This window comes from Marinobacter psychrophilus (assembly GCF_001043175.1).
Taxonomy (GTDB): Bacteria; Pseudomonadota; Gammaproteobacteria; order Pseudomonadales; family Oleiphilaceae; genus Marinobacter; species Marinobacter psychrophilus.
This window is the reverse complement of sequence record NZ_CP011494.1, coordinates 2,114,333-2,130,679: the sequence shown is the minus strand read 5'-3', so window position 1 is coordinate 2,130,679 and position 16,347 is coordinate 2,114,333. Positions and strand designations below refer to the sequence as shown.

Here is a 16,347-nt window from a genome sequence, read left to right as displayed (position 1 = left end):
GCGCGTGCCATTTGGATAACATACTTGCTCTGATTGAACCACAAGTCTGTTAATTGAGATGGTAAAGACGATGAAAGAGATGGGTAGCGTAAAAGGCGATCAGGAAGGTAAAGGTATTCGCGATGAAGGCTAAATCAGGGAACGCTTTCCCCGTCGCGGAGTGTCTTCTGTTGCTGGTTGCAGCCTTTTGGGGAACCAGTTACGGCCTTTCAAAAGAAGCGCTGGTTTTTTATTCCGTTATGGGATTTGTTGCGATTCGATTTTCGCTGACTTTTTTCTGCTTGCTCCCATTCTTCATCAGGGAGTACAGAGCAGGCAAGGGTCGCGATTGGCGCGTTAGCCTACCAACCGGCTGCATATTGCTGGCCGTCTTCGTGTTTGAGACCTACGGTGTACTGCATACCAGTGCCGCTAACGCCGCGCTCCTGATTAGCCTGTGTGTGCTATTTACGCCTTATACCGAGTGGCTGATCTTCAATCAGAAGCCGCGCCGGGAAAGTTTCATGCTCGCGGTGGCCTCCTTCACGGGGGTAGGGCTCTTAACTATTAGCCACGACATGGCATTTAACTTGGGCGACGCCCTGATACTGGTCGCTGCGGTCTTACGCGCTTTTATGGTCACCACCACCAAGAAACTGACCACCGACAAGGATATCTCAACCATAAGCTTGACTGGAATCCAGTCCGGCGTTGTCGCCGCAGGCGCTCTGGTAGCACTTTGGGCCACTGAGCCCAACTTTTTGATGCGACTTCCGAGTTCCAGCAACTTCTGGCTAATAGTTGTTTATTTGGTTGTTTTTGTACGATATTTGCCTTTTTCGCACAAAATTACGGGACCCGAAAACTCAGCCCTTCTAAGGTTTCATTGTTGATGGGATCGGAGCCAGCATTTGGCGCTATCTTCGCTGTGTGGTGGTTGGGGGAAGACATTGGACCGCTGGGGTGGTTCGGTGGGTCACTGATCGTTATTGCGTCTCTTTATGCAACGTTACCTAAGACAAAAAAAGCCCACGGCGTTGCGGAGGATCAGGCTCCGTCCGAACACGTCAGCGGCTAAGTGTATTTGATACTGAAAAATTCGCGTTAGAACGGAGGGTATGGCGTAAAGGCGCTGCTCCTGGGGTAACCCCCTTTTAATTAGTGCCAGCCAGGAGGACTCTGACTTCCTAGCATCTTGTCATAAACATCGTGCCGACGGTCCCGAAGGGGTTGGTTGTACTCGTTCCAATTCCTTTTGCGGCGGGCATCGGCAAGGTTTAGATCTGCATACACGATCTCTTCCTGGTCGAAGCTAGCAGGGCCGCCTATTGGCCATCCGGTATAACTTACAATCAGGCTTTGGCCAATAAACGGCTGACCGCGTTCGGTACCTACTCGATCAGCAGCTGCAATAAATACAGAGTTGCTGTGAGCTGCGGCCATGCACAAGATGTTAGCCATGGTCTCCCGGTTTGGGTCCTGGCCGGGAATCGGTACCCAGTTTGTAGGAATGCATACAATGTCTGCACCTTGAAGCGCCGCAATCCGCAAGCTCTCAGGGAACCAGAGGTCATAGCATATACAACACGCCAGGCGCCCAAGAGGGGTGTGCCAGACTGGGAATCCCAAGTTGCCGGGTTCAAAGAACAAGTTCTCCTGATTCCACAGATGTATCTTGCGAAAGGTGCCTACGTGCCCATTCGGTCCGAAGCATACAGCTGCATTGAACAGTCGGTCACCTTCGCGCTCTGCCATACCGGCAACAATCCAGCAATTGTAGTCGCGGCACAATTTCATCCATGCTATTGATGCTGGCCCACTGCCCACGACTTCTGCACATGCGAAGGCTTCTTCTCTCGACTTAAAGACATACCCTGAATTCGTCAGTTCTGGAAGGACAATCAAGCGGGCGCCCTGAACACCTGCTGCTTCTTCTATTTTTGCGATACTTTTTTCAATATTGCCTTGGACGTCTCCTATCCTAGGTTCCATCTGAATGCAGGCAACCCGCACGAGGGCTTCCTGACGTCCTTTGTTGTTTGAGCTCACAGTCTTCTCCGCTTTTTTGTACTTAGTTAAACCCGTTAGGTGTCGCATCGGCATAGGAATGCTCTGCTTCAAAAGCGGCCGCAACTGTAAGGATCTTGCGTTCAGAAAATGGCGGCCCTGCAATTTGTAACCCTATGGGTAAGCCGTTTCTATCAAGCCCTGCAGGTACAGTAATGGCTGGCATACCAGTGAGATTGAAAGGATAGGTAAACCGCCATGATGCCGCGAGTACACTTTCTAATGAACCGTCAATTTCAAGTTCCCATTGTCCGGCGCGCCAAGCAGTGATCGGGCTGGTAGGACTGATTACGACATCCACTGTGTCGAATATCTTCGCAAAATCTTTACATAACTCGGTGCGCAACTGTTCCGCATGCAGATAATCCACCGCTGAAACCAGTCGACCCATTTCCACCAAATCTCGCACATCTGGATTGAAACCACGGGTCAAGCCTCGCTGTATCGCGTGTTCGTGATAGGCGGAGGATGAAGCCAGCTCGATGGCAAAAATTGCGCCCAGGCCATAGTCAAGGTTAGGCACATCGAACTCGTGGATCTCCACACCCTTTTGCTTTAGCCAGATAAGCGCCTTATCGAAGCTTGCGGTCACGTCTGTGGACAGACGCTCAGAGAAGTGGTTGCGAATTACACCCACGCGTTGGCCGGAAATTGTGAGGTCTGCCGGCGGTTGGTATTTGGCATCTGGGGAGTTTACGGAAGAGGGATCGTTAACATCCCGGCCTACCAGGGCTTCAAGGATTATGGCTGAATCGGTTACGCATCGGGTTAGCGGGCCGGCGTGGTCGAGTGACCAACTATGCGGCACGATACCCGTTCGTCCAATCAGCCCGAACGTGGGTTTGAGCCCGACAATTCCGCATAGGGTGGCGGGAATTCGCACCGATCCACCAGTATCCGAACCCATGGCCGAGCTGCAGAGTGCGGCCGCTACGGCCGCAGCTGAGCCGCCACTGGAACCGCCGGGCACACAGTCGGTGTTCCACGGGTTACGAGTAGGCGGCGTGATATTGCCCCAAGCAAACTCGTGCATTCGTGTTTTACCAAGGATGACGGCACCGGCGTCGCGCAGCTTGCTTACTACATGACTATCCGTTTCAGGAAAACAGAGCTCATCCACGTCAGTGCCGGCTCTTGTGGGCATATTCCTGGTCAGGTAATTGTCCTTGACCGAAATACAGGCTCCAGCCAAGGGGCCAAGGGTTTTACCTCTGGCAATTGCATCGTCAATTGCCGCTGCTTCGTCCAGAGCAGTAGGGCTGAGCTCGACATGAGTTGCTAGTGTGCCGTCGAAGGCGGTAAGACGCTCCGTATAGCCCAGGACAAGTTCCCGTGCAGAGAGCTCGCCCCTTGCGATCGCTGCCACCTGCTGGTGGAGTGGCCAAAAGTTCGGGGAGCTGTTCATTGTTTTGTTTCCCCTTTGGCGTAGGCGGTTGACGGGTTGAAATGGACTGCAGGGTACGTTGCCTTGAGATCCAGCGTCCGCAGTTTTTCAATTTCGCCTAAGATTGGTCGATAGGCTTCCACTATCTGGGCCAAGCGTTCGTCATCAAGCGCGATTCCAAAAATGTGAGGGAGTGTCTTCACGAATGATTTTCCTTGTTGATGTATGAGGGTTCAGACGCGCATCATTTCTGCCAGTCCTTGCTCGTTATCCGTGCCATCGTCGAGTTGTTTTTCACGCACGATGCGCCCGATTTCCAATAGCGCCACCGAGTGGGCGACGCGACTCACGAATCGCACGTTCTGCTCCACCAGCAGGATGCCCACGTTGTCGTTTGTCGCCAATTGTCTGAGCACTTTCGTTATGTTCTCCACCATAGTGGGTTGCAACCCCTCACTTATTTCGTCTACGAGCATCAATTTTGGGTTGCTCATCAGTGCTCGAGCCATCAGTAGCATCTTCTGCTCTCCTCCGCTCAAAGTGCCCGCAAACTGTTTGCGTCGCTTAGGAAGGATGGGGAAATAGGCTGCTATCTTCTCCATACCGCTCGGTAGCAGGCGGTCATTTGATAGGCCCAAACGCAGGTTTTCCTCTACCGTCAGGTCCTGAAAAATGGCGGCTTCCTGAGGGATATATGCGATGCCGCGTCGGGCGAGTTTTTGGGGCTCGACGCCACCTATGGGCTCGTCTGCGAAGGTGATTTCGCCGTGGGTGGGTTTGAGAAAGCCCATGATGGTCTTCAGCAGGGTGGACTTGCCCATGCCATTCTTACCGAGGATGGCAAAGATCTGCCCCGCGCTTATCTGAATATTAATGTCTTCGATGACAACCGCATCATCGTAGCCACTGCTCAGATGGTGGCATTCCAAGACGGTGCCGACGGTGGGTTTTTTAATATTTGCGCTCATTCGACATGCCCCGAGTAAATTTCTTGCACTAGATCGGAGTTGACTACTTCCTGTACCGGACCGTCTAGGATCAGTTCTCCGCGGTGAAGAACCACCAGTCGGGAGCAGACCTGTTTGACGAAATCAAAATCGTGCTCTATCAGCACGATGGCAAGGCCAAGGCGGTTCTGTAAATCCGTCAGAATTCGGCCAATCATGAGCCTGTCTGCCTTGGTCAGTCCTGCTGTAGGCTCATCAAGTAGTAGCACGTTTGGTTCTAAGGAAAGCACCATGATTAGCTCTAATGCTCGCTTCATGCCATGGGGCAGATTGTTAACCTGCTCCTGCAGCTGCGTTTGCAATCCTGTGCTCTCCAGAACTTCCATAGCGGCGAGGGGAAGTCCGACTCGGTCTGCCGTGTCGATTTTTGATGGTTTATTATGGCGGTAGCGCGCAAGGCGGAGGCACTCAGACACGCGAAGGCTTCCGAACAAGCTGGTGTTCTGGAAGCTTCGTCCAAGCCCTAATGCGGTAATGCCCTCAGGTGATTTGTGGTCGATGCTTTTGCCATTCACTTTAATTGTACCGCTGCTGCGCTCCATTCCATCGCTTATACAGCGCATGAGTGTGGTTTTTCCAGCCCCGTTGGGGCCGACAATACCCACCAGTTCTCCTGGCATTATTTGAATGTCGATACCATCCAGCACCTGCAGATGCCCGTAGCGCTTGGTGACACCGGTCAGGCTGAGGGCGGGCTGAGTCAGGGAGGTTGTTGATGATTTAGCACCGATCTCAACGAGAGGGTGAAAAACAGTTGCCCGTGTACTTTTAGCAGTATTTACAAAACGGGCAGGGAGCCTTCGCGCAAGGGTTCGCCAGATAGGAGGAAGCAATCCTTCTGGCAGTACTACAATCACCACGACGAAGATGGCACCGATGATGATGGTCCAGACAAACGGAAGGATGCTACTGACATAGGCACTGGCCCACTCTAACCCGATAGTGCCAATGACCGGCCCCAGAACAGTGCCTCGTCCGCCTAGGGCAACGTAGATAACCAGTTCCGTACCAAAGACAAAATCAGCATGTTCTGGTGCAACGATGGTGCCTACACAGGCGTAAATGAAACCTGCCAACGAAGCCAGCGCGGCCATGAACATCATCAGAATGATCTTCACGTTGCTTGTCGGGATTCCAAGATAACGGCTACGTGTTTCGTTGTCGCGCACCGCATTAAGTTTGCGGCCATAATCGCTACGGATGAAAACCCAAGCACATGCTGTTAACAAAACCATCAGGGTACCGGTAAACCAGAACCAGCCGGTCATAGACAAAGTTGGCGCATCGAAACCCACCAGCCCGCTGCTGGAACCCGTGAAAGTGCCACCAGAGTAGATTAGTTGTACCACAACGATCGGCAAGACCAGCGTAACCACCGCCACATACAGCGGTGTTGCACCTTGCCAAAAGGCGAGCCAGCCAACAAAGGCGGCAACGAGCATGGACACAGCTATTGCCGCCAACAAGGCAAGCATCATTGTACCCACCGTATAGCCAACATGAGTGAACATGAGCCCGGCGGCATAGGCGCCGATGCCAAAAAAAGCACCTTGGGCGAAAGTCAGGATCCCTGTGGTGCCCCACAGCAGGTCGACAGTTAAGGCGGTAATTGCAAGCAGGAACGCTCTTACAAGAACGCTTTGGGTGTAGGGGTCCAGAACAAAAGGCCCGACGAGCACCACCAGCAAGGCCAGACCTGTCAGGATGCTCACCGCTTTGAAACGAACATGAAGCGGCAGGCCAAGATAAGTGCGATTTGCGTCGGCACCAGTGACAAGCCTAGTCATATGCAAACCCCTTTGGACGAATACGCAACAGAAGGGCGGCCAGTACGGCGAGCGTTAAACCACCTATGACCGGGCTAATGTAGGTGCTTGCCAGCACCTGAGCACCGCCGAGTACTATACAAGCAGAGGCGAGGGCCAGGAATGAGTTACCAGACACCAAAACCAGCATAAACGCGCTAACCAGCCACGGTAGTCCCATGTTGGGATCCACACTGGACAGTGGCGTTATGAAAGCCCCGGCTAGACACGCGAGGCCAGCACCGAAGGAAAAGGTGATCAACCGTACACGCGAACTGTTAATGCCCAAACCGCGGGCCAAAGGCTCGTTCATGATGACGGCACGGGTCTGCAAACCAATTCGGGTTCCCTTCAGCAGCAACCACATTGCTCCTGCTACCAGCATTGAAAAGATAATAAGTAACAGCCGGTATTTCGAATAGAAATCGCCGAATAGCTCCATTGCGCCTGACACCGGCCCGGCCGCAAACTGTACCTCACGGCCGAAACCGATAATGATTAATTGCCCTAATACGATGCCTAAACCCCAAGTCGCCAGGATTGCATCCAGCGGGCGATGATAAAGAAAGCGCAGCACCGTGCGCTCTATGATTGCACCGAAGAGGCAACCTGCGACAAAGGCCAGTGGCATACTGAACCAAGGGTTCCAGTCAAAATGGGTCACCACCAATGAGGCATAACCACCGATGGTAAGGAAAACACCATGGGCAAAATTAATGATCTTCATTACTCCGAAGATGATCAGCAGACCAGAGGCAACAATAAAGAGGATTGCTGCAGTCGTAATGATGTCAAGAAATAAATAAAGCATGTTGGTTGTCTCTCGCTGTTATCCGTCACACCATGACCTGATCTTCCACGGTGGTCTGGTGTGACGAATATGAGAACTAAAGCGGGATCAGGTCGTTGGGCATTGCTCACCGGGATCTACGTTTTTAAATATCTGCACCACTTCCACACTACCGTTACCCTGAACACGTCCAAGGTGCATCGTGAGGGGCGCATGACGCTGAGCGCTCATCTGTACAGTTCCTCTGGGGCCGTCGAATGAGACCTTCGCCAACGCTTCGATGACCGCATCGGCATCCGTGGTGCCAGCCATTTCAACGGCCGCTTTGTAAAGGTAGATGGCATCGTACTGAGGAACAGACAGGTCATTTGGGGTAAGAAGTTTGCTTCCAAAGTAGGTTTCCATGCGCTCTAGAAATCTGCTGTTTACGTCGCTTTTAATAGCAGTGAGATAGGATGCGGAAATGTAGATTCCCTCAGCGTCTGCGCCCATGCTCTGTGCTGTCAGTTCGTCTACGCTTAAATTGCCAACCAATGCTTGCATGCCAGCAGCCTTGTATTGGCGCTGCAACGTCACGTTGGGTGCACCGCCGGCGGTTGACATAATGACCGCATCGGGTTTTTCACGCCGCATTTGGCTAATGATCGACGTCCAGTCTGTCGCATTCATTGGTTGGTACTCTTCTGCTACGACTTCTCCACCTCGTTCCTCGATATAGTTCCGAGTGAACTCGAGCATTCCTCGGCCGAAGGCGTAGTCACTGCCTACAAGAAAGAAGCGTTTGGAGGCTTTCTCATCGATGAAGTAGTCAACAATAGGGCCGACCATCTGCTCTGGCACTGCGCCATTCGCGAAAAGATAAGGGCTGCAGGAGCGCCCTTCATAAAGCGAGGTATAGATGTAAGGAACTTGATTACGTTCGACGATCGGTATTCCGGCGTTACGAGCGGCACTGGTTTCCATGGAAATGATAACGTCGGCATTTCGATTGATGATCAAGTCGTCGAAAGCACGCTGAGCACCAGATGCACCGCTGCCATCGTCTGCAATTTCTAACTTGACTTGTCGGCCTAGAATACCGCCGCTTTCATTTATCTCTGCCACAGCCATTTCAGAGGATTGCACCACGGCAGGCGCCACAGTGCTATTAGCTCCACTTAAGCCAGTAGGTACACCAATGACGATCGGGTCAGAAGCAACGGCCCATGTTGTGACTGTTAAACAAACTACGCCTGCTAATGTGACAATTTTTTTCGCAATACTCATGGTTGTTTCTCCAGATTTTTTGAGGGGGGCAAAAAATGTGTTCTCAATTTAGTTCAGGAAGACAACTGATAATTTGGTGCATCCGGATCTGAGCATTAATTAAGCCAGTTACAAAAAAAAACATAAAATACATAAATTTAGAAAATATAGTGAAGGCAGGAGGAAAAAGAAGTGACCCAGCGTAGAGCGTGCTCGCACCAACTCGCACCAAAATAAAACCGGATGCCAGTTAAACGGACTCAACGTTATGTTTAAAAAACGAGCAGAAAATAGCTGCGAGGGTAACTTGCCTCGTCGGTTAGATGTCAGGGCGAAAACGACGGATGACGCGTCTAACCTATTTAAGCGCTCCCGCAAGAAAGAGATATAGCGCTATGAAAATGTTGAATTTTCTAAGAATATTGAGGAAGATCAGGAGGATATTTTCGACCAAGTTGGTCTTTCCACGGCGCAGCAATAATCCGTCACTGGCCTGATATCAATCTTTGATGGGCTGAACAACCTTCAGGTTAGCGTTATGTTTATAACACCGAGGAGAATAAGCGCCAGTGCCGCTGGCCAGGGGCTTCGCAACACAATGCCGAACATCGTCAGCGGGATCAGAACGGTTAATGCCGCCAGTATGTGGGGCAATTCTGCTACGGCGCTTGCGGACATACTGAATACGTGAATAAGCCCTAAAGCGCCGAACAGCAGGGTTAACCAGACATTCCAATTACGACGTTGTGACGACAATTTTTCTTCCCTTCTAGCGTTTCGGTGGCTATCGCTAAGCATTAGCGGTTTAAACTCGTGTGTAGCAAGCGTTTCATCTTTCTCGATATACGGTCGCGATTGGGTTAAAGGGTATCGGCTAATCTGGATCACTTCAGATATGAATACTCATTGATCATCAGCGACGAGTACCATCGGGTCAGTGGAGATGACAGAAGCATCTAAATAACAGGAGCACCTACATGACTGGCCCACTCAACGGCATCCGAATTGTTGACCTGACCGCCATGGTATCTGGCCCTTTGGCTACCATGATGCTGGCAGACCAGGGCGCTGAGGTGATCAAGGTCGAGAATCCGTCCGGCGGCGATTTCACCCGGTCTGCCGCCAACCGGCAGGGCAATGTGTCAGCGTCTTTTCTCAATAATAACCGCAATAAAAAGTCGGTGGCGCTCAATCTGAAAGAGCCGGCGGGTCGCGAAGCGCTGTTAAAGCTGGTGGCTACCGCTGATGTGTTCGTGCAGAATTTTCGTCCTGGCGTAATCGACAGGATGGGCCTGGGCGAGGACGAATTGCGCAAGGTGGCCCCGAACCTGATTATGGTGTCCATCAGTGGCTTTGGTGACACCGGTCCCTTCGCCCAACGGCCGGTTTACGATCCGCTGATCCAGGCCCTGTCGGGTCTGGCCACGGTGCAGGCCGGCACTGACGAACGGCGTCCGCAACTGGTCAGAACCATTCTGCCTGACAAACTCACCGGTGTTGTTGCTGCCCAAGCCATCACCGCGGCCCTGTTTGCCCGCGAGCGCAGCGGTGAGGGTCAACATGTCCGGCTGTCCATGCTGGACGCCATCATCGCGTTTCTGTGGAGTTCCGATATGGGCAGCCAGACGTTTGTGCAAGGTGCATTGCCTCAGCAGGCCGCTGCCAGTTTTCAGGATCTGATCTACCAGACGACTACCGGTTATGTCACCATCGCGGTGCAGAATGATCGCGAGTGGCAGGCTCTGATCCGCGCTGTGAATCGGCCGGAATGGGCCGAGGACCCGAGGTTCTTGACGGCAGAGCTGCGGCAGAAAAACATCGATGCTCGGCTCGATCTGATCCAGTCCGTGATCAAAACAGACTCGGCAGAGCACTGGCTGGCGCGACTGGCGGAAGAGTCAGTGCCCTGCGCGCCGGTACTGACCCGCACGGAGGTGCTGAATCATCCACAGGTTCAGGCCAATGATTTACTGGTGGAGTACAACCACCCGCAGGCTGGCTCTATTCGCCAGACCCGCGCCCCGGCACGTTTTTCAGCCTCGCCAACGCAACCTTTGCAAGGTGCCCCGGCTCTCGGTCAGGACACTGCGGCTTTGCTGGCAGCCTGCGGCTATTCCGCGGATGACATACAGACCCTGATCGATTCAGGCGTGGCAGGCCTGCCAGGCCTACCAGAGTAAGTGCCGCCATGAATAATTGCAGTGTTACTCTTCAACGTCTCCAACCCAGACCTTATAGATAGAGTAGGGCGGCTTACCCTGATCTTTACCACCGGTGAAGGGAGGCGCTTTGTGCAGCTGGTTGACCGCAACGTAGAGCCAGCCCTGCGGGCCCATACGGACACTGTCAGGCCAACTCAGACGCTCGTCTCGTGCCAGGGGTTCCAGGCTACCTCCAGGCAGCAGAATATCAATGCCGTTGTGATTCAGGTTGGTGAAAAAGTGGCGGCCTGCAGCGTCGGTATCGGCGCCGTCAGACACCGGTTTGGGCCCAATCCGGACAATCGCATCTGCAACTTGTCCGTCACTGGCGTGCTCGCGCAACAGGCTGGCGGGCACGCTAAACCAGTCCAGACCATTCATGGCACCAAAGTAGACGGTGCTGCGGTCATCTGACAGGGTGATGGGGTTAGCCCCGACGTTCGCGGGTGCGCCGCCAAACTGTATGGCCTCTCCATTGATCACCAGGCGCGCATCGGCTTGTGGTTGAAGCGACGCATGACCCTGAAAGCGCCAGGTGTCGCCACTTGCCAGATTGACCGTCAGCAGGCTGGGATTGGCGATATCCGCCAGATAGGCAAAGCCCCGTTTGCGGTCAACCACCAAATCTTGAATAAAACTGCCTTTCGGCGCCACATCTGCTGGCAGGGTTACTCTCTGAATCAATTCACCGGAGGCGATAGTAAACCCCCAGATTCGGGTTTTGCCCAGATGATTGCCGGTGTCGGTAATCCAGAGCCCACCCTGGCCATCCAGTGCAATGCCTAGAGGCGAGTCGATCGTGGCGTCCTGGTAGTTGCCATTGTGCGTTTGAACCTCGGTGGACGGCCAGGCACGGTAACTGTGGGGGCCGGTCACCTCAATGAGCTGTACGTCGTGATCGCCGTCCATCGGATGGATAGTGGAAAAAACACGACCGTCCGCACTGACGGCCACGTTGCCGGGGCGAATTTGCAACATTGCGACGGTTCGTATTTCTCCTCGCACCGGCTCCAGTGTCGCGGCGTTTGTTGCGACGGCCCCGCCGTGACTCCAGTTGCCAACGGCATTGCAACCAGCCAGAAGCATCGGTATTAGCAGCGCGCCCAATGCGCGCGTTGAAACACGAATCGTCATAACTTTCTCCTTAATAAATTAAGCCCGCATGTACGAGTTGTACTGGACGACCGATCAAAAAATGCCAACAAAATGAGCCGTCAACCATACTGTAACAATCGACGGTGCGATCAGCGGGTCGTTTAGTGGTAACAACTGCAGGAATAGTCATAAAATTAGGGGCGGGTAGGATCTTAATGACTCCAGTGAAGATGCTCAGCTCAGTGTCTGCTTATATGAGGTGATTAGATGAATCGTCGAAATGTTCTCTTAGGAATAATGGCTGGCGGGTTTGTTGTTGGTACGAGCGGTGTTGTGTGGTTAGGAAGTGGATCTAACGATAGAGCACTGACAATTGATGCTTCTCTTAAAACTCTCGATAAGTTGATGAACGATAAGATCGCGACACTGGGAGAATGGAATATCTATCAGATACTGATTCATTCGGCCCAAAGCGTTGAGTTCTCGATGTCCAGTTTTCCTGAGCACAAGCCAGCTCTTTTCAAGAAGACCGTTGGCAAACTGGCATTTGCCGCATTTTCTGCAAAAGGAAAAATGACTCATGACTTGAGCGAGGCAATTCCAGGGGCTCCTTTGATCAAGGAAAGCGGCGATATAAGATACGCCTATCAGCGGCTCAAGGAGTCGATGATTAAGTTTAAGGGCTATCATGGCCATCTGGCAGAGCACTTCGCCTATGGAAACATGACCAAACAACAGTATGAACAGGCGCATGCAATGCACTTTTACAATCATCTTCTGGAGATAGAACTAACCAGTTAGTCAAGAAGACGCTTGAAGTTGCTGCGGCTTGCTAAGGGTTCTCGGCCTCATCCGCGACGGGTGCCAACGGCTCGCCATCTTCGTCCAGGAGCTGGTAATCGTATGCCGCCTGCAGGCCGGTTTGGTCGTCAACCTGTTCCTCCTCGGGTTCATGGTCAATGTAGCGCGGGTATAGGGGCGACAACATGGCTACCAGGATTCCGATCGCGGAAAAAGTGGAAAATGCATTGGCGTAGCCAAATTTGCTCACCAGCATGCCGACAACAGGCGAGCCAGTTGCCTGCCCGAGCGAGACAGCCATGAATGGCAGTACCGGCCCCATCGACAATCGGCCCGGCAACAGGCGAATGCCCGTCATCAGATAGAGCCCCGTCAGGCTCATATAGGCCAGACCGAAGACCAGCGCAGAGAATGCCGCGAGCACCAGCTGATCAGGGCTGGCAGCAAGCAGTGCCAGGCTCGCGGATAACATTACCAGCATTAGCGAGTGTGTAATGGGTGGGTTGTTGCGATCGGCCAGGTCGGCCACCACGGCACCTCCGATGCCGGCAATACCAACCGCGAGCCATAGCCACCCGGTTGCAGAGGGCGGTAGGCCGCCGAGGGTGACCATTAAATCGGGAGCGAAGATCCAGTATGCAGAGGAAACGAAACCCATCACGAATGCAAATAGCGAAAGCCTGAACAGACGCCACCACTGCAGGCCGCTGATTGGCGTTGTCGACGCAGCGTTCGCGGGAATGACCCGAGACACGGAAGGGATAAAGTACCACGCAGCAATGACGCCAATCCCCGCCAGGATGGCGAAGGACAGGTACGCGTACCGCCAAGCGCCAGATAGGAAAAGGACCACCGGTACGGCAACGACGACGCCAATGCTGGTGCCCGCATTCATGACTGAACTGACACGGCCGTGCACCGCGCGGCTCACCATAGCCTGCATGGCAGCCGTTAGCGCCGGCATCATAAGGCCGGTGCAAATGCCGCACGCAAACACACCTACTCCGAGCGACAGAGCATCAGACGCCTGGCTGATAAGCGCCAGACCGACGACGCCGAAACCACACGACAGGACGGCCGTATTGCGGGCACCGAGACGATCGGCGGAGAGCGGTGCCACCAAGGTCGCCAGAAGGAAACTGATAAGCGGCAGCGCGCCGATGATACCGATTACTTCAGGCGTAAGACCCAGCTCGGCCCGGATAGGGGGTACAAATAGACCAAAGGCGAAGCGCGCGAGCCCGTAGCTAATCGCGATCAGGACTGCACCAAAGAGCGCAAACCCTGTGTTCGAGAGAGACTTCATGCCACCTCCGCCAGTAAGGCATCGAAAATTCCCGGAAACAGGAGCATGGAGGCCGGAAGTCGGGTCAGGTTTATAGATGCAATTACGAGATTCACCAATCAGTTAGATCACTGGGCCTTTCACAAAACCGGGAAAGATCTATTCTCCTAACGACACAGAACACAGGCAGAAAAGAGCTCCGACGAGCGAAGCTTTAAAGTTTTCCAGCGGTTTGATCGCGTCACCCAGGCAGACAACCCAGTGTGCCACGCCGGGTGCTTACCAGTCAGTGATAGTTTGTTGCCAAGCCTGTGCTTCCTCGTTTGGTGTCATGCTGATTTCTCAGAAAGTGGGTCAGCACCAGCACCTAGAAAGTAAATGATTACATTCGAGTAGTGTGCAAGGGACAGTGATCTAACTGGTTGGTGAACCTCGTAATTATAGGTGCCGTGAGCATTCCCCACCTCGGCAGTGTTTTTTATGGGGTCTTGATACGCTTAATTTGGAGATCGTTAACATGAACGAAGCATTGGGGTCTTTTTCAACGGAACACAACAGTGATCCGCTGAGTAAACACCATACCCCTTCGGGCTTTTCTGACCGCGTGGCCTTTCGCTTAACCAGGCTGCTACGTTTTTTTGCTGATCTTTTTTTTGCCAAGCGCTATGGACACCGTGCGGTGGTGTTGGAAACCGTAGCAGCTGTGCCGGGGATGGTTGGCGGGATGGTCGGGCACATGCGCTCGCTTCGTCGGATGGAAGACAATCGGGAATGGATCCACACACTGCTGGAGGAGGCTGAAAACGAACGCATGCACCTGATGACGTTTGTACAAATTGCTCAGCCCAGCTTTTTGGAACGGGTGCTGATTTTGCTTGCGCAGGGGATTTTTTTTACCAGCTTTCTCTTTCTTTATATTGTTTCTGGCCGCACCGCACATAGGCTAGTAGGTTATTTCGAAGAAGAGGCGGTCTATAGCTATGGCGAATACCTGGCTGAGGTGGACAGTGGTCGTTTGGAAAACGTGGCCGCGCCGCAGATCGCAATTGACTATTGGAAATTGCCCGCTGATGCGACTTTGCGCGATGTCATTATAGTGGTCAGGCTTGATGAAGCGGGTCATCGGGATGTCAACCACCGCTTTGCCGATAGCTTTGACCATTGATTACGTATTTTTTTGAGACCAGGGTCTTAATTAAATATTTGGACTAAATGTGCAGTGCCAGTGCCGCCGCCTCTTAAGGGATGGAATCTTAGGGGCGCGGCTTCTGCCAAACCGGTAAGAAACGAGATGATCTCGTTAGACATGAATTTGTAGTTGCAGTCAGGGTTGGATTTTTTAAAGCGAGCAAGCTGCTCGCTTATTCCTTTCACAGTGTATTGATCAGCCTGTAACTCGATCAGCAAGAGTCCCTTATCGACGAAGCCTATGTCATAGCCCCACTGGTTTACAAAATAGAACTTAATAAACTCTCGCTCTTGGTGATTCACTTTGCCATCCAGGGAAGCCCGTTTTACCCCCAGCATAGCGATCATGTCAAAAAGGCCAGTGGCTAAAATATCCAGAGGCGTATTGATAAAATCCGGAATCGATTTCACTCTGCCAGACGATTCACGAACAAAATATTTGCCGATAACAATACTCAGCCCTGCACCAGCGACACATGCGGCTATGGCCCAGCCAACCGGTGTGGCGGCTGTGCCAATCCCCAGCACACCCAGAAATCCCGATTGAGTAAAAAAGGTTGAAGCGACCAACGACGACTGGGCAACGGCAACGCCCGTTGTTGCGCCGGTAACTGCATCAACACTGTCGAGGAAGTACTTCTTAAGCTTTAACGAGGTGTAAGCGTCTTCGCCGATGTCAAGTTTCAGCTTGAATCGAAGGGAGTCTTGAATCACCTTTTCGACGCTTTGCATCACGTCTTCTGTCTGAGAATCGATCATCAAATTTGGTCTGCCACTACAGGAAAGGTTGAGATTAATGAACATTCGAAGATCACTAGAAAAGTGACAATCGGTTCGGGTTAGAAGTTGCAGTTATGGTAAAATGCTGGGTTTTAAAAGACGGTTTTAACTGAGCTGGATTCACCTAAGACTAGGAATTATATTTTGACCAATAATGATGTTTTGCGCCGTGTGCGATATATCTTTGATTTAAATGACAGTACTACGATTGAAATCTTCTCTTTAGCTGACTTTACCGTAACCGAAGAGCAGGTCTCTGCTTGGCTGAAAAAAGAAGAAGACGATACTTTTCTGAAGCTCAATGACACGGCGTTAGCTGTTTTTCTTAATGGTTTTATTATTTATAAGCGTGGTAAACGCGATGGCGAGCAGCCAGGGCCAGAGACGCAGCTGAATAATAATATTGTATTCCAGAAACTGCGAATTGCTCTAAATTTAAAGGCTGATGATATTTTGGCCATTTTTCAGTTGGTAGAGTTTCAATTAAGTAACCATGAATTAAGTGCGCTTTTCCGCAAGCTTGGTAATAAGAATTATCGAGAGTGTAAAGACCAGATTCTTCGAAATTTTTTGCTGGGCTTGCAGCGCCAGGTACGGCCAAACCATGATGCTTCAGACGCTGAATCATAGCAAAATACCCAACCACCGGCAGATGAAATCTCCGCCATGCTACCAATGTCGCTTCGACATGATTGTCAGGCTATTCAATACTTGAATGCG

At 52.2% G+C, this 16,347-nt stretch carries 17 protein-coding genes; 6 read left to right on the top strand and 11 right to left on the bottom strand.

What is annotated here, in order from left to right; genetic code table 11:
• Positions 1 to 122: 122 nt before the first annotated feature.
• Both ABA45_RS09550 and ABA45_RS19365 read left to right on the top strand, forming a co-directional pair.
• Positions 123 to 872: a DMT family transporter gene (locus ABA45_RS09550; protein ID WP_227506000.1), complete on the top strand. Its 750-nt coding sequence runs from the start codon at positions 123 to 125 to the stop codon at positions 870 to 872.
• On the top strand, positions 770 to 1,057 hold the full coding sequence (locus ABA45_RS19365) for a DMT family transporter (protein WP_227506215.1): 288 nt from the start codon (positions 770 to 772) through the stop codon (positions 1,055 to 1,057). Before ABA45_RS09550 ends, ABA45_RS19365 begins: the two co-directional genes overlap by 103 nt.
• An 80-nt stretch (positions 1,058 to 1,137) precedes the next feature.
• Here ABA45_RS19365 and ABA45_RS09545 read toward each other — a convergent pair whose 3' ends face one another.
• The 8 genes from ABA45_RS09545 to ABA45_RS09510 form a co-directional block, all read right to left on the bottom strand.
• Positions 1,138 to 2,076, bottom strand: coding sequence for a nitrilase family protein (locus tag ABA45_RS09545; protein ID WP_084708405.1), 939 nt, complete (start codon positions 2,074 to 2,076; stop codon positions 1,138 to 1,140).
• The gene (locus ABA45_RS09540; protein ID WP_048385643.1) at positions 2,051 to 3,451 is read right to left on the bottom strand and encodes an amidase; all 1,401 of its coding nucleotides are present in this window, start codon (positions 3,449 to 3,451) and stop codon (positions 2,051 to 2,053) included. The genes ABA45_RS09545 and ABA45_RS09540 overlap by 26 nt, the downstream gene beginning before the upstream one ends.
• Complete coding sequence (locus ABA45_RS09535) at positions 3,448 to 3,633, bottom strand: hypothetical protein (RefSeq protein WP_014871317.1); 186 nt, start codon at positions 3,631 to 3,633, stop codon at positions 3,448 to 3,450. Before ABA45_RS09535 ends, ABA45_RS09540 begins: the two co-directional genes overlap by 4 nt.
• A 30-nt stretch (positions 3,634 to 3,663) precedes the next feature.
• On the bottom strand, positions 3,664 to 4,398 hold the full coding sequence (locus ABA45_RS09530) for an ABC transporter ATP-binding protein (RefSeq protein WP_014871316.1): 735 nt from the start codon (positions 4,396 to 4,398) through the stop codon (positions 3,664 to 3,666).
• Positions 4,395 to 6,224, bottom strand: a complete 1,830-nt coding sequence (locus ABA45_RS09525; protein WP_084708316.1) for a branched-chain amino acid ABC transporter ATP-binding protein/permease — start codon at positions 6,222 to 6,224, stop codon at positions 4,395 to 4,397. The genes ABA45_RS09530 and ABA45_RS09525 overlap by 4 nt, the downstream gene beginning before the upstream one ends.
• Complete coding sequence (locus tag ABA45_RS09520; protein ID WP_048385641.1) at positions 6,217 to 7,053, bottom strand: branched-chain amino acid ABC transporter permease; 837 nt, start codon at positions 7,051 to 7,053, stop codon at positions 6,217 to 6,219. Before ABA45_RS09520 ends, ABA45_RS09525 begins: the two co-directional genes overlap by 8 nt.
• Positions 7,054 to 7,140: 87 nt before the next feature.
• Positions 7,141 to 8,298 carry a substrate-binding protein gene (locus tag ABA45_RS09515; protein WP_048385640.1) on the bottom strand — a complete coding sequence of 386 codons (1,158 nt, stop codon included), beginning with the start codon at positions 8,296 to 8,298 and terminating at the stop codon, positions 7,141 to 7,143.
• 504 nt (positions 8,299 to 8,802) lie between these two features.
• Positions 8,803 to 9,033 carry a hypothetical protein gene (locus ABA45_RS09510; protein ID WP_048385638.1) on the bottom strand — a complete coding sequence of 77 codons (231 nt, stop codon included), beginning with the start codon at positions 9,031 to 9,033 and terminating at the stop codon, positions 8,803 to 8,805.
• 221 nt (positions 9,034 to 9,254) lie between these two features.
• Here ABA45_RS09510 and ABA45_RS09505 point away from each other — a divergent pair, with 221 nt between their 5' ends.
• Positions 9,255 to 10,457 (top strand): CaiB/BaiF CoA transferase family protein, encoded by a 1,203-nt coding sequence (locus tag ABA45_RS09505; protein WP_048385636.1) that lies wholly within the window; start codon positions 9,255 to 9,257, stop codon positions 10,455 to 10,457.
• Positions 10,458 to 10,481: 24 nt separating this feature from the next.
• On the opposite strand, the gene ABA45_RS09500 is transcribed toward ABA45_RS09505, so the two are convergent.
• Positions 10,482 to 11,612 (bottom strand): L-dopachrome tautomerase-related protein, encoded by a 1,131-nt coding sequence (locus ABA45_RS09500; RefSeq protein ID WP_053076162.1) that lies wholly within the window; start codon positions 11,610 to 11,612, stop codon positions 10,482 to 10,484.
• 228 nt (positions 11,613 to 11,840) lie between these two features.
• On the opposite strand from ABA45_RS09500, the gene ABA45_RS09495 reads away from it, so the two are divergent.
• Positions 11,841 to 12,374 (top strand): DUF1569 domain-containing protein, encoded by a 534-nt coding sequence (locus ABA45_RS09495; protein WP_048385634.1) that lies wholly within the window; start codon positions 11,841 to 11,843, stop codon positions 12,372 to 12,374.
• A gap of 31 nt (positions 12,375 to 12,405) precedes the next feature.
• Here ABA45_RS09495 and ABA45_RS09490 read toward each other — a convergent pair whose 3' ends face one another.
• A complete protein-coding gene (locus tag ABA45_RS09490) occupies positions 12,406 to 13,680 on the bottom strand; it encodes an MFS transporter (protein ID WP_048385632.1) in 1,275 nt (424 codons plus the stop codon).
• A gap of 496 nt (positions 13,681 to 14,176) precedes the next feature.
• Between ABA45_RS09490 and ABA45_RS09485 the strand changes: the two genes are divergently transcribed.
• Positions 14,177 to 14,824 (top strand): alternative oxidase, encoded by a 648-nt coding sequence (locus ABA45_RS09485; protein WP_014871307.1) that lies wholly within the window; start codon positions 14,177 to 14,179, stop codon positions 14,822 to 14,824.
• A gap of 26 nt (positions 14,825 to 14,850) precedes the next feature.
• Here the strand turns inward: ABA45_RS09485 and ABA45_RS09480 are convergent, their stop codons facing one another.
• Positions 14,851 to 15,651, bottom strand: a complete 801-nt coding sequence (locus tag ABA45_RS09480; RefSeq protein WP_227505998.1) for a hypothetical protein — start codon at positions 15,649 to 15,651, stop codon at positions 14,851 to 14,853.
• Between the two features lie 120 nt (positions 15,652 to 15,771).
• On the opposite strand from ABA45_RS09480, the gene ABA45_RS09475 reads away from it, so the two are divergent.
• Complete coding sequence (locus ABA45_RS09475; protein ID WP_048385630.1) at positions 15,772 to 16,257, top strand: YehS family protein; 486 nt, start codon at positions 15,772 to 15,774, stop codon at positions 16,255 to 16,257.
• Positions 16,258 to 16,347 lie beyond the last annotated feature (90 nt).